Source organism: Flavobacterium sp. 5, from assembly GCF_002813295.1.
Classification (GTDB): domain Bacteria; phylum Bacteroidota; class Bacteroidia; order Flavobacteriales; family Flavobacteriaceae; genus Flavobacterium.
The window spans coordinates 1,625,417-1,650,503 of the sequence record NZ_PHUE01000001.1 but is presented as its reverse complement, the minus strand read 5'-3'; the positions used below and the strand labels follow the sequence as shown (position 1 = coordinate 1,650,503).

Annotated in this window: 18 protein-coding genes; 12 read left to right on the top strand and 6 right to left on the bottom strand. The window is 33.8% G+C overall.

The annotated features are described in order from the left end of the window. Nucleotides 1-106 precede the first annotated feature (106 nt). Together CLU82_RS06835 and CLU82_RS06830 are read left to right on the top strand one after the other, a co-directional pair. Nucleotides 107-406 carry a hypothetical protein gene (locus tag CLU82_RS06835; protein WP_100842385.1) on the top strand — a complete coding sequence of 100 codons (300 nt, stop codon included), beginning with the start codon at nucleotides 107-109 and terminating at the stop codon, nucleotides 404-406. Nucleotides 407-501: 95 nt separating this feature from the next. Further along, a complete protein-coding gene (locus CLU82_RS06830) occupies nucleotides 502-1,026 on the top strand; it encodes a hypothetical protein (protein WP_100842384.1) in 525 nt (174 codons plus the stop codon). 54 nt (nucleotides 1,027-1,080) lie between these two features. Here CLU82_RS06830 and CLU82_RS06825 read toward each other — a convergent pair whose 3' ends face one another. Further along, nucleotides 1,081-2,829, bottom strand: coding sequence for an ABC transporter ATP-binding protein (locus CLU82_RS06825; RefSeq protein WP_100842383.1), 1,749 nt, complete (start codon nucleotides 2,827-2,829; stop codon nucleotides 1,081-1,083). Nucleotides 2,830-2,952: 123 nt separating this feature from the next. On the opposite strand from CLU82_RS06825, the gene CLU82_RS06820 reads away from it, so the two are divergent. The 3 genes from CLU82_RS06820 to CLU82_RS06810 all read left to right on the top strand — a co-directional run bounded on the left by CLU82_RS06820 (nucleotide 2,953) and on the right by CLU82_RS06810 (nucleotide 4,779). Beyond that, a complete protein-coding gene (locus tag CLU82_RS06820; RefSeq protein WP_100842382.1) occupies nucleotides 2,953-3,240 on the top strand; it encodes a helix-turn-helix transcriptional regulator in 288 nt (95 codons plus the stop codon). A 70-nt stretch (nucleotides 3,241-3,310) separates the two neighbouring features. Continuing rightward, nucleotides 3,311-4,060, top strand: coding sequence for an SDR family oxidoreductase (locus CLU82_RS06815; protein ID WP_100842381.1), 750 nt, complete (start codon nucleotides 3,311-3,313; stop codon nucleotides 4,058-4,060). 278 nt (nucleotides 4,061-4,338) lie between these two features. Next, entirely contained in the window at nucleotides 4,339-4,779 is a 441-nt protein-coding gene (locus CLU82_RS06810; protein ID WP_100842380.1) for a hypothetical protein, read from the top strand. 96 nt (nucleotides 4,780-4,875) lie between these two features. On the opposite strand, the gene metE is transcribed toward CLU82_RS06810, so the two are convergent. Then, on the bottom strand, nucleotides 4,876-7,200 hold the full coding sequence (gene metE / locus CLU82_RS06805) for a 5-methyltetrahydropteroyltriglutamate--homocysteine S-methyltransferase (protein ID WP_100842379.1): 2,325 nt from the start codon (nucleotides 7,198-7,200) through the stop codon (nucleotides 4,876-4,878). A gap of 155 nt (nucleotides 7,201-7,355) precedes the next feature. Here metE and CLU82_RS06800 point away from each other — a divergent pair, with 155 nt between their 5' ends. Both CLU82_RS06800 and dgt read left to right on the top strand, forming a co-directional pair. Then, a complete protein-coding gene (locus CLU82_RS06800) occupies nucleotides 7,356-7,817 on the top strand; it encodes an Lrp/AsnC family transcriptional regulator (RefSeq protein WP_100842378.1) in 462 nt (153 codons plus the stop codon). A gap of 272 nt (nucleotides 7,818-8,089) precedes the next feature. Then, the gene (gene dgt, locus CLU82_RS06795; RefSeq protein WP_100842377.1) at nucleotides 8,090-9,427 is read left to right on the top strand and encodes a dGTP triphosphohydrolase; all 1,338 of its coding nucleotides are present in this window, start codon (nucleotides 8,090-8,092) and stop codon (nucleotides 9,425-9,427) included. A gap of 59 nt (nucleotides 9,428-9,486) precedes the next feature. Here the strand turns inward: dgt and CLU82_RS06790 are convergent, their stop codons facing one another. From CLU82_RS06790 to CLU82_RS06775, 4 genes are read right to left on the bottom strand one after another with little or no spacing between them, the layout of a single operon-like run. Beyond that, nucleotides 9,487-10,500, bottom strand: coding sequence for a DUF3078 domain-containing protein (locus CLU82_RS06790; RefSeq protein WP_100842376.1), 1,014 nt, complete (start codon nucleotides 10,498-10,500; stop codon nucleotides 9,487-9,489). A 39-nt stretch (nucleotides 10,501-10,539) separates the two neighbouring features. Further along, complete coding sequence (locus CLU82_RS06785; protein ID WP_100842375.1) at nucleotides 10,540-12,321, bottom strand: 1-deoxy-D-xylulose-5-phosphate synthase; 1,782 nt, start codon at nucleotides 12,319-12,321, stop codon at nucleotides 10,540-10,542. Nucleotides 12,322-12,353: 32 nt separating this feature from the next. Next, complete coding sequence (locus CLU82_RS06780; protein ID WP_100842374.1) at nucleotides 12,354-12,995, bottom strand: hypothetical protein; 642 nt, start codon at nucleotides 12,993-12,995, stop codon at nucleotides 12,354-12,356. A 27-nt stretch (nucleotides 12,996-13,022) separates the two neighbouring features. Beyond that, nucleotides 13,023-15,383, bottom strand: coding sequence for a mechanosensitive ion channel family protein (locus CLU82_RS06775; RefSeq protein ID WP_100842373.1), 2,361 nt, complete (start codon nucleotides 15,381-15,383; stop codon nucleotides 13,023-13,025). A gap of 138 nt (nucleotides 15,384-15,521) precedes the next feature. On the opposite strand from CLU82_RS06775, the gene CLU82_RS06770 reads away from it, so the two are divergent. The 5 genes from CLU82_RS06770 (at nucleotide 15,522) to pbpC (ending at nucleotide 25,084) form a co-directional block, all read left to right on the top strand. Then, nucleotides 15,522-15,761 carry a hypothetical protein gene (locus CLU82_RS06770; RefSeq protein ID WP_100842372.1) on the top strand — a complete coding sequence of 80 codons (240 nt, stop codon included), beginning with the start codon at nucleotides 15,522-15,524 and terminating at the stop codon, nucleotides 15,759-15,761. Then, the gene (locus CLU82_RS06765; RefSeq protein ID WP_100842371.1) at nucleotides 15,758-16,051 is read left to right on the top strand and encodes a type II toxin-antitoxin system RelE/ParE family toxin; all 294 of its coding nucleotides are present in this window, start codon (nucleotides 15,758-15,760) and stop codon (nucleotides 16,049-16,051) included. Before CLU82_RS06770 ends, CLU82_RS06765 begins: the two co-directional genes overlap by 4 nt. A gap of 46 nt (nucleotides 16,052-16,097) precedes the next feature. Further along, nucleotides 16,098-16,541, top strand: coding sequence for a nucleoside deaminase (locus CLU82_RS06760; protein ID WP_100842370.1), 444 nt, complete (start codon nucleotides 16,098-16,100; stop codon nucleotides 16,539-16,541). A gap of 181 nt (nucleotides 16,542-16,722) precedes the next feature. Then, nucleotides 16,723-22,389, top strand: coding sequence for an alpha-2-macroglobulin (locus CLU82_RS06755; protein WP_100842369.1), 5,667 nt, complete (start codon nucleotides 16,723-16,725; stop codon nucleotides 22,387-22,389). Between the two features lie 319 nt (nucleotides 22,390-22,708). Further along, nucleotides 22,709-25,084 carry a penicillin-binding protein 1C gene (pbpC, locus tag CLU82_RS06750; protein WP_100842368.1) on the top strand — a complete coding sequence of 792 codons (2,376 nt, stop codon included), beginning with the start codon at nucleotides 22,709-22,711 and terminating at the stop codon, nucleotides 25,082-25,084. Nucleotides 25,085-25,087 lie beyond the last annotated feature (3 nt).

The following is a 25,087-nucleotide window of genomic DNA, read 5'->3' as shown; positions in this document are numbered from 1 at the left end:
ACAAGCATCCGAGAACCAAATAGGCAATTACAACTATTTATAGTTACAATATTTAAGAACAGTTTAAGTTATTACTGTATAAACAGAACTTTAAAATTGCAACAGAATGACAATTGATTATTTAAACCTTACTCATACTATTAAGGCGCTTTCTGAATCAGGGAAAGTGAAACTAATTGATAAACTATTGGATATTCTTAAACATAATGAAATCCCAAAAGGAGGAAAACAGAATAAAAAAAAGGACATTACCACCAGTCATTTTACTGTTGATTTAAGTGATAATGAAGTAGATGAAATCATCGAAGTTTTACAAGAAATCCAATTACAATTTGTTGGCGAAGATGGCGATGGAAACGATCAGGAATACTACTATTATTTGGAGTTAATAGATAGATGGATTTAGTAATTTGTCTTGACCTTGTCCCAAAAGTATATTTTCAGGTTAAAATTTTATACAAGAAAGAAGTATATTTGATGTAATTATACCATCCGGTTACTATGAAAAAACTGATTCCTACTTTGTTTTTATTTCTATGTGTTACGATTTCTTCCAAGGCACAAACCAATACTACTGCCAATGAATTTTACTCCTATCTAATTAGTATTTTAGAAAACAAAAAAACTAAATCCATCCAATTGTTAGGTACCAATTATGGCACTATGGGAAGTAAATTCAATTGGGAAGCAAAATTTAAAAAGGACGGAAAAAAAATAGAAATTCAATATAACACTCAAAAACCTAATGACGATTCTACAAATCCAGATGTAATCCTAATGACCCTGGATACCACTTTTGTAACCACCCGAAAAAAAATAATCAAAGAATTCAAGACCGAAATAACCGCTATTGAATCAAGACCCGTTTATTTTTCAGAGACCTATAAAATTATCATAAACTCAGAGCATTCCAATAAAGAACAAACCTTAAAACGCGCCGATGGACTAAGTTTTTTACTTAGATACGATAAATCTTTTGAAGAATATTATAAAGAAAAAAGCGAAAAACGAAAAAGCAACAACTAGTACTTAAACCTAAACGTGTCGCTTAGTTTTTCCTGATTTTAAAGGAGAGAGGTATTACTTTCTCTCCCCAATCTGTTGTCTCCACATTGCATAATACAAGCCTTTCTCATCCAGTAAATCTTGATGTTTCCCTTGTTCGATGATTTGTCCTTGTTCCAAAACAAATATTTTGTCAGCATGCATAATGGTCGATAAACGATGCGCAATCAATACTGTAATCTGATCTTGCTTAGACGAAATACTGCGGATAGTTTTGGTGATTTCTTCTTCGGTAATCGAATCTAAAGCCGAAGTTGCTTCATCAAAAAGTAATAAATGCGGATTTCTAAGCAATGCTCTGGCGATCGACAAACGTTGTTTTTCTCCGCCTGAAACTTTTATTCCGCCTTCACCAATTGTTGTGTAAATACCGTTTTCGGCACGAGCTAAGAGATTTTGGCAAGCCGATTTTTGCAGTACATCATTTATTTCTTCATCAGTAGCGTCAGGTTTTACAAATAGTAAATTGTCTTTTATTGTTCCCGAAAACAGTTGTGCATCTTGAGTTACAAAACCAAGTTGTTGTCTTAATTCGGTAAGGTCAATATCTTTTGCATTTTTTTCATTGTAAAAAATAGCTCCCTCCGCAGGATTATACAATCCAACGAGCATTTTTACCAAAGTTGTTTTTCCGCTTCCTGATGGACCTACAAAGGCTATTGTTTCGCCTGCTTTGGCATCAAAAGAAATATTTTTTACCGCATAACTAGAAGCAGTTTGGTGTTTAAATGAAATATTTTGAAAACGCAAATGGTTAATTGCTCCAATAGTTTGAGGGTTTTCAGGAGTTTCTTCGCTTTCAGAGTTCATTAAATCGCCAAAATTATCCATTGATGCTTTGGTTTCGTTGAAAGTCGCAATCACATTACCCAATTCCTGTAATGGATTAAACAAAAAGAAGGAGAAGAACATCAATGTAATCATATCACCAGGTTTGATGATACCATTAAAAATGAACATATAAAGTGCAAAAACCAAACTAGTCCGCATAAAGTGAACCGTCGTTCCTTGTATAAAACTCAACGAACGAATGAAACGTACTTTTTTGAGTTCTAATCCCAAGATTTTAATTGTTGTGGCATTCAACCGGTTTACTTCTTGTTCGGTTAAACCTAAACTTTTTACCAATTCAATATTTCTTAGGGATTCGGTTGTAGCTCCAGCCAAAGCAGTTGTTTCTCCTAAAATTTCTTTTGAAACTTTTTTAATTCTTTTACCTAAAAAAGAACTGATAAAAGCAATCACAGGAACGGTTACCAAGAAAATTGGACCTAATAACCAATGAATACTTACGGCATAAACCACGACAAAAACAATCCCTACTATAGATTGAAAAATCAATGAAATCGAAAGTGTGATGAATTTTTCGCAATCAATTTTTACCTTTTGAAGTTTACCTAATGTTTCACCAGAGCGTTGGTCTTCAAAATCCTGAAAAGGCAATTGCAACGCTTTCTGAATACCATCTGTGTACATTTGCGCACCAGTTCTCTGAATGATAATATTCGTGTAATAATCCTGAAAGTTCTTGGCAATTCTGGAAACCATCGCTGCACCAAGTGACAATCCTAACCAACCCAAAACTGCTTTTACAAAAGTGAAGTGATTGTGATTGAAATTGGCAACACCAACACCACATTCGTTCAGTAATTTACCAATAATAATAGAATCGAATAAAGAAAAGCATTGATTAATTGTGGCTAAAAATAACGCGATATATAAAAGCGTTTTGTGGGTTTTGATATAGTCGTATAAAATTTTCATATGTCGTATTTTTAGAAGAAAAATGGAACTCAAAAGAATTCTTTTGGAATTTTCATTTGCAAATTTAAAACATAAATATCGAAATATTTCGATGTATTAAAAATAAATTTTTATCTTTGCCCCATGATTACCGAATTAAACATAAAGCAAGTCGAAAAAATATCCAAAGCATTGGGCGACCCGTATCGTTTAAAGATAATGAAAATTGTCAGCAAAAGCGAAACGTGTACGCAATGCTGTGATGTTTCTGCCGAGTTTAATTTAGCACAATCTACCATGTCTCATCACATTAAACAATTAATTGATGCTGATTTATTAATCGCAGACAAAGATGGCCGTAATCTGAAATTCGTCATAAATAAAGAAGTTTGTGGCGCTTATGCGGACTACATCAAGAATTTAGGGCTTTAGCTTTTTTTTAATTAAAAACATCGAAATATTTAGATATTTAAATACTTAAAACAATCAAATTATAATAAAAATGAAAAAATTAGACAATAAAGTAGCCGTAATTACAGGAGGTAACAGCGGAATAGGATTAGCAACAGCAAAATTATTTGCAGAACAAGGCGCCAAAGTGGCTATTACAGGAAGAAATAAAACAACAATTGACGAAGCAGTTTACGAAATTGCAAATGGTTCAATTGGTTTAGTAAGTGATGTTTCGGATTTGAATAGAATCGATAGCACGTATAAAACGATAAAAGATACTTTCGGAAAAATTGATGTATTAGTAGTTAACGCAGGAATATTTATTGCTGCTCCAATTGCCGATTATACGGAAGAAATGTTTGATCAAACTAGTGATATCAATTTCAAAGGCGTTTTCTTTACTATTCAAAAAGCGTTGCCACATCTAAATGACGGAGCTTCGGTAATTATTACAGCATCTACGGTTGCGCACAAAGGATTTGCTTCAACTGCGGCATATTCAGCTTCGAAAGCTGCGGTTCGTTCGTTAGCTAGAACCTTATCTGCTGAGTTATTAGACAGAAACATCCGTGTCAATGTATTATCTCCTGGGCCAATCGATACACCAATATTCTCAAGAGGCGGCGCTACTGAAGAAGAAGCAAACGGAACTAAAACCCATTATGCTTCAGGAATTCCAGCAAAACGTTTGGGAACACCAGAAGAAATGGCAGCAGGATTTCTTTATCTAGCTTCCGATGATTCTAAGTTTATGATTGGTGGTGAGTTGTTATTGGATGGAGGAGCAGCGACTTTATAAGTAAGTATTAATTCAATGAAAAGCCTGGTAGATTTTAGATTTATCAGGCTTTTTTGTGTTTTTAGAATTTGGAGCTATTTCCTGCTATTCGTTGCAATCTTTTTATTTTTAAAGAAAAAATAAAAAGGATTTCCACTTCTATCAGGGCTAGGACATTCGTTTTCAGAAGAATTTTAGGGAACTATTTTCTTATCTGTTTATTGTAAGAATTAATGGCTATATTTGAATTCTTTTGCGGTCAAATACAATTCTTAAAAATATTTATACTTTATTAAATTATGAAAAAATTACTATTCGTTCTTATTATTCTGTACTCTTTTGGTGCATCGGCTCAATCTTTCGATAAAATTAAGCTTACTGAAAGTGAAATTCCAGCAGGATATAAATTAACAGATGAGGATCAATGCATCTCAATCCAGGCCTGTACATTTTATGATAGTCCAGAAATGTATGGTTTTTTGATAGGCAAAGTAAAATCAAAAGAGGTACAGAATTTTGTGAACAATAAAAATAGTGGGAGCATAATGTATTTTGAATTTGAAAAGAAGTTCGAGCAGGAAGGCTTCTTGCAAGGATTGTTTTGGGGCGGTAAAAAAGCAACAAAAGAACATCCTGAGCAAATTCTTGTAAAAGATAAAATTGTGATTGTGTACAGCTTTCCTTTAGAAAACGACTTAATCAAAGTATCACAGAAAAAAGTAGAAAGTGTATTGAAATAAAAAATTTGCTGATAACTAAAATTAAGACACAAAAAGCTTCCGTAACGGAAGCTTTTTTTATGAATAATAATTAATGAACTCTTTGTTTAATTTCTACTAGACTGTTTCCAATTGAGTGGCAGCAACACGCATTTTCTTAGCAGCATTTACCATTTCAATTAAAGCTTTTTTGGTTTCATCCCAATGACGTGTTTTCAAACCACAATCAGGGTTAACCCATAATTGATTTGCTGGAATAACAGCCGCTGCTTTTTCTAACAAATGTACCATTTCTTCATTTGAAGGAACACGTGGCGAATGAATGTCATATACTCCAGGACCAATTTCGTTTGGATATTTAAAATCAGCGAAAGCATCTAACAATTCCATTTGCGAACGAGAACATTCGATAGTAATTACATCAGCATCCATATCGGCAATATTTTGAATGATGTCATTGAATTCGCTGTAACACATGTGGGTGTGGATTTGGGTATCATCAGCAACACCACTAGCAGAGATTCTAAAAGCTTTAACAGCCCAGTCCAAATACTTCGCCCATTCTTCTTTTCTTAAAGGCAAGCCTTCACGAATGGCTGGTTCATCAATTTGAATGATTTTGATTCCTGCTTTTTCTAAATCAACTACTTCGTCACGAATAGCCAAAGCAATTTGAGTACACGTTTCTGAACGCGCTTGATCGTCACGAACAAACGACCATTGCAGAATGGTAACAGGGCCTGTCAACATTCCTTTTACCCATTTTGGAGTCAATGATTGTGCGAATTTCGACCATTTAACTGTCATCGGATTTGGACGAGAAACATCACCATAAATAACAGGTGGTTTTACACAACGGCTACCGTAACTTTGAACCCAACCGTTTTTAGTAAATGTAAATCCGTCTAATTGCTCACCAAAATATTCGACCATATCATTACGCTCAAATTCTCCGTGAACCAAAACATCAATTCCTGATTCTTCCTGAAAACGAATGGTTTCTTTAGTTTCTTTTTCTAATAAAGCATCATATTCCGTTTGAGATAATTCACCTTTTTTGAATTTTGCTCTCCAGCTTCTTACTTCAGGAGTTTGAGGGAAAGATCCAATAGTTGTTGTTGGATATAATGGCAATTGCAAAGACTCAGCTTGTTTTTGTCTTCGCGTTGCAAAAGTGTTTTGTCTTTGGTCATCTCCTTTTGCGATGGCTTTTACACGATTTTTAACTAATTCGTTGTGAATTAATTTCGAAGACTTACGGTTTTGGTTTGCTAGAGAATTTTCTGCAAAATTTATAGAATTATTTCTGTCAGTTTCATTCGTTGCAAATTGTTTCAACAAAGTAACTTCTTTGATTTTCTGTTTAGCAAAAGCCAGCCATTGTTTGATTTCAGGAGTTAAGGTTTGGTCATTCGTTTCCAAATCCAAATCACAAGGCGAGTGAATTAAAGAACAAGATGGAGCCACTAAAATTCGATCTGCTCCTAAAGCAGCAACCGCTTTTTCAATGATAGCTAGAGATTTTTTGAAATCATTTTTCCAAATATTTCTTCCATCAATAACTCCCAAAGAAAGATTCACGTTGCTGGCCAATTTCCCAGATTCTAAAATATCATCCAATTGCAACGGACAACGTACTAAATCCAGGTGAAAAGTATCAACAGGTAAAGCCAAAGCGGTTTCTAAGTTTTCGCCAAAACAATCAAAATAATTAGCCAAAATCACTTTTAAGTTTGGAAAACTTTTGTTGATTTCGTTATAGACTTTTGTATACGTATTTCTTTCTTTATCCGTTAAGTTTAAAGCTAAAAACGGCTCGTCTAGTTGAATATAAGTCGCGCCTTCAGCTTCTAATTTCTCTAAAATTTCGAAGTAAACAGGTAGTAAATTTTCAATTAAATCAATACGTTCAAAACCAGCTTCTTTTTCTTTTCCTAATAATAAATAAGTGATTGGACCAATCAAAACGGGTTTGGTCGTAATATTTAGTTTTTTTGCTTCAATAAATTCAGAAACTATTTTAGTAGAAAACAATTTGAATTGTTGATTCTTAGTAAACTCAGGAACAATATAGTGGTAATTGGTGTCAAACCATTTAGTCATTTCCATGGCAACAACGTCTTGTCCTTCTTTTTGCGAACCTCTTGCCATAGCAAAATACAAGTCCAATGAGTTGCTTGTTCTGGCAATTTCTTGATAGCGTTCAGGAATCGCTCCAACGGTAAGTGTCAAATCTAAAACTTGGTCATAATAAGAAAAATCATTGGAAGGAATCAAATCAATTCCAGCGTTTTTTTGTAATTCCCAGTTGGTTGCACGTATATTTTTTCCAACGTTTAAAAGTTCATCGACAGTAATTTTTCCTGCCCAATACAGTTCAGAAGCTTTTTTAAGTTCTCTGTTGCTTCCAATTCTCGGGTAACCAAGGTTGTTTGTTTTCATTTGTGTTAGTGTTTTTTACTTTACAAATGTATAATAATGGTGTTTTGTTCTGAATTAAAGACTTTTATTAACTAAAATGAACTAATTTTGTGTAATTATTTAGATTTTAATTCTAAATTAAATGTAGAAACCGACTTTCAACAGTAATTATTCCTATGGAAAATATAGATACAATCGATTTGGCGATTTTAAATCAGCTTCAAAACAACTCTAATATAAACATAAAAGAGCTAGCAAGCACAATAAATCTAACTCCGACTCCTGTTTACGAACGGATTAAACGACTAGAGAGAGACGGTTATATCACGAAATATGTTGCTTTATTAGACAAACAAAAGTTGAAAAAAGGTATGACTGTTTTTTGTAACGTCCGATTAAAAGAACATGCCAAAAACGTCGGAGCCAATTTTGTAAAAGATATTGTGGCTTTACCCGAAATTGTAGAATGTTATAACATTGCAGGCGATTACGATTTTATGCTCAAAATTTTGGTTGAAGACATGGCGAGTTATCAGAATTTCGTGATGCATAAATTATCTACCATCGAGAATATCGGAAACACCAATAGTATTTTTGTAATGGGCGAAATCAAGCACAGTACAACTTTGCCTCTTTGATATAAAAATATGTGTGTGATTACTTTGCATAATTTCTTGCGAAGATTCCTCCTTCGTCGGAATGACAAAAATGACGGATTTCTTGTGTTTACTTTAAGAATTTTAATAATTAAGAAGAAATTTTTTAAAAAATGTTATAGTTTTTTTCTTCGAATGAATTCATCACAATATTGTCATTCCGACGAAGGAGGAATCTCCACAAGTAGCTAAAAATCTTAAAATAAAATGTATTTTTGGTTTTTTAAATTAAAAATCTTCAATCCGAAATCATAATGAACTGGGAACAACTTTTATCTTTAAAACGTCAAGGCGACAAAGGAAAACGATTACGAATTGAACAAGACGATACTCGTTTGGGTTTTGAAGTCGATTATGATCGAATTATATTCTCGTCAGCTTTTAGAAGTTTACAGGACAAAACACAAGTAATTCCATTGTCTAAAACTGATTTTGTACATACTCGTTTAACCCACAGTTTAGAGGTTTCCGTTGTTGGACGCTCATTGGGTAGATTGGTTGGAAAAAAAATCATCGAAAAATATCCACATTTAAAAGAAGTTCATGGCTATCAAATGAATGATTTTGGAGCCATTGTGGCTGCAGCATCTTTGGCGCACGATATCGGAAATCCGCCTTTTGGACATTCTGGAGAAAAAGCGATTGGCGAATATTTTTCTATCGGAAAAGGATTGAAATACAAAGACAAGTTGTCTGCTAAAGAATGGCAGGATTTAATAGATTTTGAAGGAAACGCGAACGGATTTTCGGTTTTAAACAGTTCCCGCCCTGGTGTTGATGGTGGAATCCGACTTTCGTATGCGACATTGGGCGCTTTTATGAAATACCCAAAAGAAAGTTTGCCTAAAAAACCAACGAAGAATATTGCTGACAAAAAATATGGTTTTTTTCAAACAGACAAAACTTTCTTTCAAGAAGTAGCTTCTGATATGGGAATGATTCCAAATAAAAAAGGAGATGATATAGGTTTCGAAAGACATCCACTTGCTTATCTAGTAGAAGCAGCTGATGATATTTGTTACACCATTATTGACTTTGAAGATGGAATAAATTTAGGATTAGTATCCGAGGATTTTGCTTTAGAATATTTAATAAAATTAGTAAAAGACAGTATTGATACCTCGAAATACAAGACATTAGAAACAAAAGAAGACAGAATTAGTTATTTGCGTGCTTTGGCTATCGGGAGTTTAATCAGCGATGCTGTAAAAGTTTTTGTTGAAAATGAAGAAGCTATTATGAGAGGCGAATTTCCTTTTGCTTTAACGGATAAAAGCAAATATAAAGCTCAGATGGATGATATTATTAAGATTAGCGTCAAAAATATTTATCAAAGCCGGGAAGTTGTAGAAAAAGAAATTGTTGGATATCAAATTATACAAACGCTGCTTGATAAATTCATAACAGCATTCAATAATAAATTTGATGGAGAAATGTCTAATTATGATGGATTAATATTGAAAATGTTACCAGAAAAGCATCAATTGTCCAAAGAAAATTTATACGAACGATTACTTCATATTTGTCATTTTGTTTCTATGCTGACAGATGGAAATGCTTTGTTGTTTTATAGAACAATTAAGGCTTATTAGTTTTTTATTACGAAAATATTTTAAATAAAAGAGAGTCAAAACTGATTCTCTTTTATGTTTTAAAATGCATATTCTATTCCAATTCCTAATACTTGTTTTAACTGTACTTTTGGACCTTCATTAATTTTTTCTCCATTTTCTTCTTTAATTACATCAATATCTTCATCGTAAACTAAATTGAATCCGACATTTGCTTTTACATATTGGTTTACTGTTAAAAAAGAATAACACTGCCAATCAACATCAATGTTACCTAAATTGTGCAAATAGTCGGTGTATAATGTTAGACGGTTTTTTAGTATAATATTGGTGAATATTTCTTTTTCAATATAGGAAGTAATCAAGATACCAAGTTCTGTTTTTGCTTTTTTACCTTCAGAAATTAGATTTCCATCAGCATCATAAACTGCTTTTTTTACACCGTATGCTCCAGTATTGGCTAATGTTTGATCAAGTACCAAGGTACTCTTTAATGTTAATGGAGATAAATATAGATTAAAATTTACTGGTTTATAAATATACTCAGATCCAACACCTAAAAAGGTATAGGCAGGAGCAAATGGTTTCGAAATTGGATTTTCAGTATCTGGATAATTGTATCCATTTGTAAATTGAGTATTGAAATTGAATTTTGCTGAATGATACCAATTCGACGTAGGATTGGTTCTGAATCCATAAGTTGAGTTGATTTTAAGGGCATCATCTGTTTTTCGGAGTTCGATACCTTCTTGTTTATTTAAGCCATACCTAAAAAAAAGCTCGTTTGACCAAACCTGATAATCGTCTTTGTAATCATATTTAAGATCTCCTCTAACAAGTCCAGTTATGGCACTTGTTCCCCCAGCACTCCAATTCACAAAAGCAATCTCAGAAATATCAACCCCAACGATGTTTTTGTGCTTCCAATAGGTAATTGTATCTGGCTTAGCGGTTACAATAATGTTTGTTAATTGATCATTATTTTTTTCGGTAGCAGTTGTATCTGCAATACTTGTAACTATCTTAACTTGTGAGAAACTATAGGTAAAAAATAGTAAAAATAAAATTACAAAAAATTTGGTTAAAGAGGTCATAATAGTTTAGTGGTATTTTAGAGTGCAAAATAATTAATTTCAATAACTTGAGAAAACTATTTTCAAACTATTGATTGAAATTCCGCAATATTGTTGCAAATCATCGATAGAACCTTGTTCAATGAAAACGTCGGGAATTCCTAAAAATTGTATTTTAGAATTATAGTTATGAGTTGATGCAAATTCTAGAATAGCACTTCCAAAGCCTCCTTTTACTACTCCGTCTTCAATTGTAATAATAGTTTCAAATTGATTAAATATAAGATGAAGTTCTTTTTCGTCAAGTGGTTTAATAAATGCAAAATCATAGTGTGCAAAATTTTCTGGATGTTCTATTTCTGAAAGAGCCATACTAACATTGTTGCCAATAGTTCCAGTTGATAAAATGGCTGTTTTTGATCCGTTTTTCAATAGTTTTGCTTTTCCTATTTCAATTGTTTCGTATTTTTCTAAATATAAGTTTTCCCAATCTTTGGTCACCCCTCTGCCACGTGGATAACGTATTGCAATAGGATGATCTAATCCCAACTGTGCAGTATATAAGATGTTTTGCAAGGCAATTTCATTCAGAGGCGCATGAATTATCATGTTTGGAATACAACGTAAGTAAGCTAAATCGAAAACACCATGATGTGTTGCTCCGTCTTCGCCAACTAAACCCGCTCTGTCTAAGCAAAAAATAACGGGCAAATTTTGCAAAGCCACATCATGAATCACTTGGTCATAGGCTCTCTGTAAAAAAGTTGAGTAAATATTGCAATACACAACCATTCCTTGGGTTGCCATTCCTGCAGCTAATGTCACTGCGTGCTGTTCGGCAATACCAACATCAAATGCACGTTTTGGAAATGCATCCATCATAAATTTTAGAGAACTTCCTGATGGCATTGCAGGAGTGATTCCAACAATTTTTTCATTCTTTTTGGCTAAATCTAAAATGGTTAATCCAAAAACATCTTGGTATTTTGGAGGTAAATGTGCTTCTTGTTTCGGAATGATTTCTCCGGTTAAAGCATCAAATTTACCAGGAGCATGATATTTTACTTGGTCTTCTTCGGCTTGTTGCAGTCCTTTTCCTTTGGTTGTAATGAGATGTAAAAATTTAGGGCCTTTTATTTTATGTAAACGCTTTAATTCTTTTACTACTGCAAAAATATCGTTCCCATCAATTGGACCTGAACATTTAAAATTCAATGACCGAATCATATTATTTTGCTTCGGATTTTTTCCTTCTTTTATGGCAGTAAAATAGTTTTTCAAAGCACCAACACTTGGGTCAATTCCGATAGCATTATCGTTAAGAATCACCAATAAATTAGCATCAGTAACGCCAGCGTGATTTAATCCTTCAAACGCCATTCCTGAGGCGATGGAAGCATCACCAATAACTGCAATATGTTGTTTTTCGAAATCGCCTTTTAAATTGGATGCAATCGCCATTCCTAAAGCTGCTGAAATAGAAGTAGAGGAGTGGCCTACACCAAAAGCATCATATATACTTTCAGCTCTTTTCGGGAAACCTGAAATCCCGCCTAGTTGACGATTAGTATGGAAAATTTCTCTCCTTTCGGTTAAGATTTTATGCCCGTAAGCTTGGTGACCTACATCCCAAATTAATAAATCTTCAGGAGTATTAAATACATAATGCAAGGCAATCGTAAGTTCTACAACACCAAGACTGGCGCCTAAGTGTCCTTCTTTTACAGCCACAATTCCAATAATAAAATCACGTAATTCTTGTGCTAATTGCGGAAGTTGAGCCTCATCGAGTTGGCGTAAATCGGTTGGGTTGTAGATATTTTGTAGTAAGTTGCTTTTCATTTTTTGTAAAAAACGAATTTACGGTTTTAAATTTAATTTAATTTGTTTTTTATAGAATCAATTGCTTTTTGAATAGTCGTGTCGACTTTACTTTTATCAATTTGTGTTGTGTCAACTTTTGTAATTTTCTCAATTTGGACATCACCAGCAGTTACATTATTAATTAAAATTTCCTCTGTCTTTGTACAGGGTTTTATATGTTTAACTCGACCAGATTTTGGAGGTGGGGGTGGAGGAGGTATGTGAGTTGAATCATTTGGATTATATTGAGTATCTCCAACCTGAATTCTTTCAACTTCCGAAGTATCTTTTACAACTTCAATCTTGTCTATTCTTTGTTTATCTCCATTCTCTTGTTTACAACTAAATAAAGTGGTTCCCATAGCAATAAATAATGCTAATAAGAACATTTTATGATAATGAACTTGCGAGAACAAAACCTGATTTGGGATTTGAATAATTATAGAATCTAATTGTTTGTTTTGAAAACGACCACAAACTTTTTGACCTTCATTTTTTATGAAGAAATCCTGAATTTCATTCGGAAGCATTTTTGTAAAATCGACTACACTTTTAGAACAGCTATTACAAAAACGGCCTGTTTCATCAGGAGTCATTTTATTCCAATCTTCATGACAAGGTTTCGGAATAGTGATTTTGTGCTTATTTTCCATAAAGTGCTATAAAATTAATTTATTTTTTTAATTCAACGGCTTAATTTGAAGATTAATTCCTGCCTCAGTCAAAGCTATTTTAACAGCATTCATGGCTTGTGTCCTTACTTCTCCTGCATGAGATAAATCCGCAACCCATAGTTGGGTTTTTAGCGTAATTGCGTATTCGCCAAAATCTTGAATTACAATAGTAGGTTTAGGCAATGTCAATATCTTCTCATTCATCGCTAATTTTTCACCCATTAGTTTACGAGCCATTTCTATATCCGCATGATAAGGCAAACCGATAGTAAACTCTACACGTTTGCTTCTGTCTTCCATAGTCCAGTTGATTAAATGTTGGGACAATAAATCACCATTTGGCACTATAATGTCTGAACCTTCGGAACTGTATATTTTACTGGATCGTACACCGATTTCTTTAACCACGCCAGATTTATTACCAATTTCAATTTGATCTCCAATTTGAATTGGACGCTCAAAAGCTATAATTACACCTGAAACCAAGTTGTTTACAATATTTTGCAGACCGAAACCAATACCTACTCCCAAAGCACCAAGCATAATCGAAAGTTTATCAATCGGAATACCCGCTGCAGCTACAGCTATAAGAAAACCAACTGTCCATATTGCCAAACGAATTAATAACATCATCGAATTTAAACCACTTCTTTTTCCCGTGGCATTTGTTTGTTCTCTAAAGAAAAAACTAATAAAACTAGAAATAACGGACGATAGCCAAAGGATAAAAATAAATATTGCAATGCTTAAAAAAGTAAATTTAAAACTTCCAATACTCCTTGTTTCGTTAAAAAAACCAGCACAAGAATTAATCAGCAATTCATATAAGGTAATATTTCTGGCAAAAGCTATAAAAAATACTACTGCCGCTAATATCCATAAATACTTTATAAGGCGATGCTGAAGTGCTTCAAAATTAATAAAGTCCGAAAATCGACTGGACTGATAGGCTTCGGTTTGCAGATAAATGGCTTCTACAACGATGCTGCAAAATACTTTTAGACTAGCTCCTAACATTAAACACTGCACAGCACTAACACCAAATATCTTGGCAAGTGATAATCGTCCTGTTAAATTAAAAGATAATGATAAAATGATCTGAACAATGGTAAAAATAACCAAAGCTTTAGTTGCTGGAGAGGATTCTATACCAATTAATAAATTGCCTTTGCTGCGAATAATTTTAACACACAAAAACAATAACAAAATACCTATGAAAAATAAAGCCCAACGTTCTCCAAATGCTGAGTCAAGTAAAACATCATCTATTGCATAAAAAAACCAAATTCCAAATAAAGAAAACCACATAACCTTAGCTTGCTGGGTTAAAAATGGTAATAGTAAAAAGCAGAGCAAACTAAGGCGGAATAATTCTAAAGTGTGCAAAAGTGACATTGTAGGATTGCCAAAAATAAAAGGGACGTAGCTAAAAAAGGCGAATAACGACCCAACAATTATACTCTTTTTCAAAAACTTTACTTGCGATAAAATGGATTCTGAATCACCTAGTTTTTTAATTCGGCGTTTATTCGATATCATCCAAGCAGTTAAGCAGGTAAATATCAAAAGGCTTAAAACAATAACATCAATTTTGGTACTCAAATAAATTATCAAAATCTTTCTCGAACGCTCCAAGGCTTTTATAACAATATCGAAAAAGGAACTTTCATATTCGCTTGGTTTTGCTTGAAAAAGAGGAGCTTCCTCTTGTGACCACATATTTATCTTTTTTGAAATGGATAAATAAACCATATCAGAAGACAAATCCTGAGTTTGAAATAAATTGATCGAAATGCGGCTAGTCAATAAGTTTAGTTTAGCCAATACCTTTTTCTGTGATTTATTTAGTTCTTTAGCCTCAGTCACTACATCTTTTAATTGTGTTTGCAATAAAGAATCCTCAACCTGAACATTTAATTCCTGGTCATTTAGTATTTTTTTTACTTCCTTATTTTTTTTGGTCAGCTGATCACTATAACCTGAAAGAAGTACTTTATATGAAGTCAAATTCTCGGATATTTCACCAAGTAAAATAACCGAACTGTTAAGGCTGCGTAAGTTTGCTTTTTGTCCACGCTTTTCAAATCGTTTCTTGAAGCCTTTTACCCTTCTTTCAATTTCAGGCAAAGCGTTTTCAATAGAAGAAACATCGTAACCTCTTTCAAGTAAAAACCTGCTTCTGTCAATGGTAAAAGTATAGGTTTCAATTTTCCCGATTAATATAGGTACTTTGCTTTCGTCGAAGTCTGTTGTGACAACAGCTTTAACTTTTTTTTTATGCTGTGCGGTTACATTAGGAGAAACCAGCAATACAATTGAGCAAAGAGAAATTATGATACTGTTTTTTAAATGATCTTTTAAAAACATATAATTAAGGATATAAATTTAACTAGTGAAATGGGATAAAACGAATAAGAAATTCAAAGTTATAATTTAAAAATTGATATTTTAATGTTGAAATGATTTAAACTTTTATTTTATAACTTTGAAGTAAATCTAGATGCTATGAATGTAGAAACACAACGTAGAAATATTGTACACAGAATCTTGGATACTGAAAATGTACAACTGCTAAATCAAATAGAAGATTTACTGAATAATGATATTTATACTTACTCCACTGATGGGAAACCATTAACAGCTACTGAATATAAAAATCATTTGAGTGGAATTATGAAACTATCGGATGCAGGAGAAGCTGGCTACACAACTGAAGAAGCAAGGAATAAAATTATAAAAAAATGAAGCCAGTTGTCTGGTCTCCAAATGCTATAGAATCTATTCAAAACTGTTATAATTATATTTATCTGCAAAGTCCACAAAATGCTGATTTGGTTGTAGAAACCTTATTTGATTTAGGTGAAAAATTAAATTTATTTCCTGATAAAAACCCCATAGAACCATTATTCAATTCAGAAGAAATTCGATTTTTTCCTAAATGGAATTTTAAAATAGTTTACCGAATAGAACAAAACAGAATCTATATTCTCGATATTTTTTCAACGTATCGAAATCCTCAAAATTTCAAATTATAGATTTAAAAACTTATTTTTGGTTTTTACTTCTAAGTATTTAAAACAAATGATAAATCCTTTCACCGACGAATATTTTATGAAGAAAGCTTTGCAGGAAGCTGAAATGGCTTTTGAAAAAGGCGAAATTCCTGTCGGAGCCATAATCGTTGTTGCAGATAAAGTAATAGCAAGAAGTCATAACTTGACCGAATTACTTAATGATGTTACCGCTCATGCCGAAATGCAATCAATAACAGCAGCTGCGAATTTTTTAGGCGGAAAATATTTAAAAGATTGTACCTTATATGTAACACTTGAACCTTGTCAAATGTGTGCGGGTGCTTTGTATTGGAGTCAGATTTCTAAAATTGTTTTTGGAGCTCGTGATGAGCAACGTGGGTTTATGACTATGGGAACCAAATTGCATCCTAAAACTACTGTAGTTTCAGGTGTTATAGCTAATGAAGCTGCGGATTTGATGAAGCGATTCTTTGCTTCTAGGAGAAAATAAACATTTTAAAAACACTCCTAAAAAATATTTTTTAAATCCCGAAAATTCTTCTTAAAATAATTAAATAAAAACATACTTTTACTACAATATAATGAGCGATTTTGCAGTTATGATTTTAACTGTAAAACGTGATGGTTATTTTATAAAATTTTAATTCGTAACCCATTAACTCTAAATAAAAGTGAAAACAAAAGGATTGATTTTCGTGTTTTGTGTATTTTTTTTGTTTCAAGGTTGTAGTAAAAAATCTGCTGCCGATTTTAATTCCGATTTTTCATTATTTAAAGAGTACATAGTCAGTTTTACTGGGGGAATAGTCTCGGCGCAATCTGATATTCGGGTGGTTTTGGCTTTCGATAATAATTGGAAAGTCAATCAGGTTTTAGATGATGATTTGTTGGATATTTCTCCAAATGTACATGGAAAAGTGGTGGCACTTTCGAACAATACCATTGCTTTTATACCCGAAAAAAAGCTGGAATCAGGAACCGAATACCAAGTGACTTTGCATTTGGATAAAATCAATCCTAAAGTAGCTGAAAAGCACAAAGAACTTTCCCAATTTAATTTTACTGTAAAAACCATCAAACAGGATTTTACTCTTAATACACTCGATGTTCAATCGTATAGCAAAGAATATCAATATCTGAATTGTGTGTTGAAAACAGCGGACAATATGGATTTTGAAACTGCTAAAAAATTGGTTGAAGCCGAACATAACGGAAAAGATTTACATGTCATTTTTGAAAAATCTCCAGCTGTTGCCAGAGAATTCAAATTTAGAATTGACAGTATTCAGCGGGTAGATATTACAAGCAATCTTGCGATTTCCTATGACGGAACGGATTATGATATGGACCAAAAAGGAACTATCGATTTTCCAATTACGACTTTAAATGAGTTTAAAATTATAAAATCCGAATTGCAGGGAGAAGGCAATCAATCGTTATCTATTAATTTTTCGGAACCATTAGAGAAAGGTCAGGATTTTAAAGGTTTGGTAGCGATTCAAAATACTAATAATTTAAAGTTTTCTACTCAAGGTAATGTTTTAAAAGTATATTTTAATAATGAAAAAGAGGTAAAAAAGCCTGTTGAAGTAATACCCGAAGTAGCGCCCGAAGTAATAGTTGCTGATACTTCTGCAGTTGCAGTTGATTCTGCATCTGTTGTAGTAGAGGAATCAGTTGTTGAAGTTGTTGAACCAGAACCAGCAGTTTTTTCTCAAAAACTAGCAGGAGATTTGTTGTTAGAGGTTTTTCAAGGAATCGAAAGTGAATATGGCAAAAAACTAAATGCGAATTATTCTGAGAAAATTTCTTTTGATGAAATAAAACCCAATGTTCGTTTTCTAAAAAGTGGAACTATTTTGCCAAGTTCGAATAATTTAAAACTCAATTTTGAAGCGGTAAACTTAAGTGCTGTAGATGTAAAAGTGTATAAAATTTACAAAAACAATATTCTTCAGTTTCTTCAGGATAATGAATTGAATGGTACTCGAAATCTAAAAAGAGTAGGTCAGCCTATTGCCAAATCGACTATTAATTTAAAAGAGAACAGCTTGGTGAATTTGGGTAAATGGAACACTTTTGCTTTGGATTTATCTAAAATTATTACACCAGAACCGGGAGCTATTTACAGAGTGGAGTTCTCGTATAAAAAAGCCTATTCTTTATATAAATGTGAAAACGCTAATGCAGACGAAAGCGAAAATGAAGAGGCAGAAGAAGTAGATGAAAAAGATGTGAATTATAGTGAAAACTCTTATGATGATTACTATTATGACGATTATGAATGGAGAGAAAGTCAAGATCCTTGTACAAATTCATATTATTACAACGCTAGAATAGGAACTAATATTTTGGCTTCGGATGTTGGTGTGATAGCCAAAAGAGGCGAAAATAAATCGTACTTATTTGCCGTAAATAATATCATTACAACCGAACCAATTTCGAATGCGCGAGTTGATTTATACAGTTTTCAGCAACAAAAATTAGCCACAAGTGCGACAAGCAGTGAAGGAATTGCTAGTTTTCAATTAGATACGTTCGCTTATTTTGCGATTGTAACTTATGGCACACAATCGACTTACGTAAAGCTTGATGACGGAACTTCATTATCGGTAAGTAATTTTAATGTGGCTGGAGAGACTTTGCAAAAAGGACTCAAAGGATTTATTTATGGGGAACGTGGCGTTTGGCGTCCGGGTGATAATTTGTATTTATCTTTTATTTTGAATGATGCTTCGAATAAATTGCCTTTGGGACACCCGATAAAGTTTAGATTGGCCGACCCTAATGGGAAAGTGACGTATCAAACCGTTCAAAAAACGAATGAATGGAATCATTATGCTTTTACAGTTCCAACCGAAATGGATGCGCCAACTGGAAATTGGGAAGCCATGGTAAGCGTTGGTGGAGCTAAGTTTTACAAGAGTATCAAAATTGAAACCATAAAACCCAACCGTTTAAAAATTAAAAATAGTTTCAAACGAGCGGTACTTTCTTCTTCTTATCCAAACACTAGCACGCTCGAAGTGACTTGGCTTCACGGAGCAGTTGCCAAAAATCTGAATGTAGAAATGCAAGCCAAATTTTCGCAACAAGCGACAACCTTCAAGAATTATGAGAAGTATATTTTTGATGATTTAGTTCGAAAATTCAGTACCGAAGAGATTACTGTTTTTTCAGGTAAATTAGATGCTAACGGAAAAGCAAACACAGTTGTAGACCCAAAAATTCAAGGTCAGGCTCCTGGTATGTTGCGAGCTTCGTTTATTACCAAAGTCTATGAAGAAGGAGGAGATTTTAGTACCGATGTTATGGCAACGACGTATTCACCTTATAATACATATGTAGGTATAAAATCGCCAGAGCCGAATCGTTACGGCATGCTTGAAACCCGAAAAGTAAATCAATTTGACATTGTTACTGTCGATGAAAATGGAAGACCAAGAGCAGTCAAAAACTTAGAGGTAAAAGTATTCAAAGTAGAATGGCGCTGGTGGTGGGATGCTTCTAGTGATAATTTATCCAATTACAATTCGGATGATGCGACGACTTCGTATAAAACTTTTAGAGTAAATACCGATGCTAATGGAAAAGGAAATGTAAGTTTTGCTTTGACTGATGAAGAATGGGGACGTTATTTAATTCGAGTTTCGGATGAGGTTGGAGGTCATGCAACTGCATTAACGGCTAATATAGATTGGCCAATGTGGTCTGGAAAAACTAAAAACACGAACGCTTCAACGGCAAATATGTTGGTTTTTTCTACCGATAAAGAAAAATACGCTGTTGGCGAAAAAGCACAGATTTCATTTCCATCAAGTGAAGGAGGCAGAGCTTTTATTTCTATTGAAAATGGTTCTAAAGTAGTGCAAACCCTTTGGGCGAAGACCCAAAAAGGAGAAACCAAAGTGAGTATTCCAATTACTTCGGCGATGGCACCGAATGTTTATTTTAATATCACATTGTTGCAACCTCATGCTTCGACAAAAAACGATTTGCCAATTAGAATGTATGGAATTGTTCCTATTGAAGTAATTGATAAAAACACAATTCTTGAACCTAAATTAGTAATGCCTGATGTTTTGAAACCTGAACAATCTTTTGCTTTGAAAGTAAGTGAACAATCAGGAAAAGAAATGACGTATACGATTGCAGTTGTTGATGAAGGATTGTTGGATTTAACTCGTTTTAAAGCACCAAATGCTTGGGATAGTTTTTATGTTCGTGAAGCTTTGGGAGTGAAAACCTGGGATATTTACGATGATGTGATTGGAGCGTATGGCGGAAAAGTAAATCAGATCTTTAGTATTGGTGGGGACCAGGATTTAGGTGGTGGTAAAGCCAAAAAAGCTAACCGTTTTAAACCTGTTGTGATTTATATGGGACCTTTTAAATTAGAAAAAGGACAAACTAAAACCCATCAAATAAAACTACCAAAATACATTGGTTCAGTAAAAACGATGATTGTAGCTGGTGATGCGACAACAAGTGCTTATGGTAGTGTCGAAAAAGCAACTCCTGTTCGCAGTCCGTTGATGGTATTGGCTTCGTTGCCAAGAAAAATTTCTCCATCCGAAAGAGTGACGATTCCTGTTACTGTTTTTGCAATGGAAAAAAACATCAAAAATGTAACGGTTCAAATTAAGACAAATAATGGATTAAAAGTTATTGGTAGTGCTGTGCAAAAAGTTTCATTCGCACAACCTGATGAAAAAATGGCTTATTTTAATTTGGCTGTTGGTAGCGTTACCGGAATTGGAAAAGTACAAATTGTAGCGACTTCGGGTAAAGAAAAATCGGTTTATGATGTAGAGATTGATATGACCAATCCGAATCCAGTGACAAATACATTTACGGATGTGATTTTAGAACCAAATAGTGCAAAAACTATTTCATGGAAAACATTTGGAGTTGCTGGAAGTAATAAGGCAAAATTGGAGATTTCATCAATGCCAACTATTAATTTGAATGGCAGATTGCAATATCTTATTCAATATCCTCATGGTTGTGTGGAGCAAACGACTTCCTCAGTGTTTCCGCAATTGTATTTGAATGATATAGCTGATTTGGATGCTACTCGAAAAGGTTTAATTCAGAAAAATGTAACTGCAGGAATCACAAGACTAGGAGGTTTCCAATTATCGAATGGAGGAATGGCGTATTGGCAAGGCGGAACTGAAGCAGATGATTGGGGTTCTTCTTACGCTGGACATTTTATGATTGAAGCCGAGAAAAAAGGGTATTTCTTACCGATAAATTTCAAATCAAAATGGATTTCGTACCAACAAAAAGAAGCCAAACAATGGCGATTTGAATCTAGATATGGCAATGATTTAGCACAGTCGTATCGTTTATATACTTTGGCTTTGGCCGGAGCTCCAGATTTGGCTTCGATGAATAGATTGCGAGAAACCAAAGGAATTTCGAATGAAAGTAAATTGCGTTTGGCTTCTGCTTATGTATTGGCAGGACAAAAATCAGCTGGTTTGACTTTATTGTTGAATACTAAAATAGACGAGGAATCTAATTATAATTATTACTATTATGGTTCTAGTGACAGGAATCGTGCGATGACTTTGGAGACAATGGTGTTGCTAGGTCAAAAATCAAAAGCATTCGCAATGGCTACAAAATTAGCCAAAGAAATGTCAAGCGATATGTGGATGAGTACACAAACGACAGCATATTGTTTGTATGCAATGGCTAAGTTTTCTTTGAGTAATGGTTCAAAAGGAATGGATGTTCAATGGAGTAAAGACGGAAAGTCTGAAACAATTAAAACGTTAAAAACAATCTCTGATAGAAGTTTGGTTGTCAAAATGGGAACAAATAGTGTGACTTTAAAAAACAATAAAAAGAACCGACTTTTTGTTCGGGTATTGAATACTGGAATTCTTCCTATTGGTCAAGAAAATGCGATTCAAAGTAATGTTTCGGCTTCTATTGTTTTTAAAAATAGAAAAGGCGGTGTGATTAATGTTTCTAAAATAAATCAGGGAACTGAGTTTGTTGCTGAGGTAACGGTTAGAAACCAAAAGAATGAGCGTGTAGAAAATGTGGCGCTATCTCAAATTTTACCTTCTGGTTTTGAAATTGTAAATACTCGTTTTACTGATTATGGAGATGCAACCAACAATGTTGCCGATTATATTGATATCCGAGATGATAGAACCAATTTCTATTTTGGTTTGAAAGCAGGCGAAGTAAAAGCCTTTAGTATATTATTGAACGCCTCTTATTTAGGAACTTATTATTTACCTGGATTGCAATGTGAGGCAATGTATGATAATACCTTTTTGGCGAGAACTAAAGGATTCTGGGTTCAGGTGGTAAAGTAGATAAATGGCACACGGATGATACGGATTGAGCTGATTTTACGCAGATTAAATGATTAATATAAAAGATATGATTTTAGTTACGTGTACCATTATTAAAAAAGCACGCAGATTTTACAGATTCACTCAGAATAATTTTAATAAATCTGCGTAACATATTTTTTTCAATATAATGCACAGTCGTAAATATATTCAAGAAGTTAAATGATCTGTGTAAATCCGTTTAATCTGTACAATCTGTGGCCCAAATTTAAGTTTGAATTTCAATAACCCTAGTGAATTGCGAATAACTTTGCAACGCTTGCGGTAAATAACAATCACTTTGAAAAATAAATTAATTGCTTTGCTTCAGCGCATTATCAATTGGATAAAACAAAATAAAATAAAATCATCAATAGCATTTTTGCTGTTGATGATTTATTATTTCTCGTTGCCTAGAACCTTGTTTCAAGAGCCTTATTCTACAGTTATTGAAAGTAAGGAAGGAGAATTGCTTGGTGCTAAGATTGCTAGAGATGGACAATGGCGATTTCCTGCTCAAGATAGTGTTCCTGATAAATTCAAGAAATGTATTGTCTATTTTGAAGATGAATATTTCTATAAACATCCCGGATTTAATCCTGTGGCAATGGTAAATGCTTTTCAGCAAAATAGAAAAGCAGGCAAAGTCGTTCGTGGCGGTAGTACACTTACACAACAAGTGATTCGTTTGTCCAGAAAAGGCAAAGGAAGAACCTATTTTGAGAAAGTAATGGAGCTTATTCTCGCTACTCGCTTAGAATTGGGTTATTCTAAAAATGAAATAGTAGAATTGTATTCGGCTCATGCACCTTTTGGAGGAAATGTTGTGGGGCTCGAAATGGCTTCTTGGCGGTACTTTGGAGTACAAGCCTATCAATTATCGTGGGCGGAGAGTGCTACTTTGGCTGTATTGCCTAATGCTCCGAGTTTAATATATCCAGGAAAAAACCAAATCAAGTTACTCAATAAACGCAATAGGCTTTTGTTAAAACTTGAGCAAGAAGGAATAATCGATAAACAAACCTATGAACTTTCTATAGACGAACCTTTGCCTCAAAAGCCATATAATTTGCCACAAATTGCACCACATTTATTGCAACGTGTCGCGAAGAATCAAGAGGGAACTCGCGTAAAAACAACTATTGATATTGGTTTGCAAAATAGAGTCAATCAAATTGCGAGGTATTATTACAACCAATACAAACAGAATGAAGTTCATAATTTGGCTATTTTGGTTATTGATGTGTCTAATAGAAATGTGATGAGTTATGTTGGGAATTCTCCAACTGACGGTAATCATCAAAAAGATGTTGATATTATTGATGCGCCAAGAAGTACAGGAAGTATTCTAAAACCGCTTTTGTATGCAGGAATGCTCGACGATGGAGAGTTATTACCGAATACACTGGTGGCTGATATTCCAACACAAATTTCGGGTTATACGCCACAAAATTTCAACTTGACATTTGATGGAGCGGTTCCAGCTCATCGAGCCTTAGCGCGTTCTTTGAATATTCCTGCGGTTTTGATGTTGCAGGATTTTGGGGTGAATAAATTTTATGAAGAATTACAGCGATTTAAATTGAGGGATATTTCTAAACCACCAGATCATTATGGTTTATCACTTATTTTGGGTGGCGCCGAAAGTAATTTGTGGGATTTGTGCAGGACGTATGCGGGTTTGTCTTCTACTTTAAATTTTTTCAATAAAAATCAAGGTCAATACAGAACCAATGAATTTGCCGAGCTCAATTATCAGAATGATTTTCAAGTCAATTTTGGTGATGAAACCAAGCAGAAGAATATTTTAGGAGCCGGTTCAATCTGGCTTACCTATAATGCAATGGAACAAGTCAATCGCCCTGAAGGTGATGAAGCTTGGAAATTCTATGACAGTTCACTTAAAATTGCTTGGAAAACTGGAACTAGTTTTGGTAATCGTGATGCTTGGGCGATTGGAACAAATAGTCGTTACGTAGTTGGAGTGTGGGTTGGGAATGCAACAGGCGAGGGACGACCAACATTAACTGGGGTAACAAGTTCAGCACCTATTTTATTTGATGTTTTTAATTTATTGCCAAGGCAAAGATGGTTTGATACTCCATATAAAGATTTAGAAGAAGTTGAGGTGTGTAATTTGAGTGGTTATTTGGCTAAAGAAGGCTGTCCAACAATTAAACAATGGGTTTCCAAAAAAGGAAAAAACACAGCAACTTGTCCCTATCATAAAACAGTGCATTTAGATAAAACACAACAATTTCAAGTGAATAGCAGTTGTGAAAACATAGAAAATATAGTGACCAAAAATTGGTTTGTATTACCGCCTGTAATGGCTTGGTATTACAAAAGCCAGCATACAGAGTATTTGCCATTGCCACCGTTTCGAAATGATTGTATGGGAGCGCAAACGACAACGATGGACTTTATTTATCCTAAAGCCAAAAGCAAAATCTACCTCACCAAAAATTTTAATAGTGAAGTGCAGCCCGTGATTTTAAAAGTAGCACATTCACAACGAGAAAGTAAATTGTTTTGGTATGTTGATAATGTTTATAAGGGCAGTACCAAAACGTTTCATGAAATGCCTATTTCTGCTACTACAGGATTTCATTATATTACCGTGGTGGATGAATTTGGAAATGAAATTAGAAGAAAAATTGAGATTGTGAAGGAGTGACTT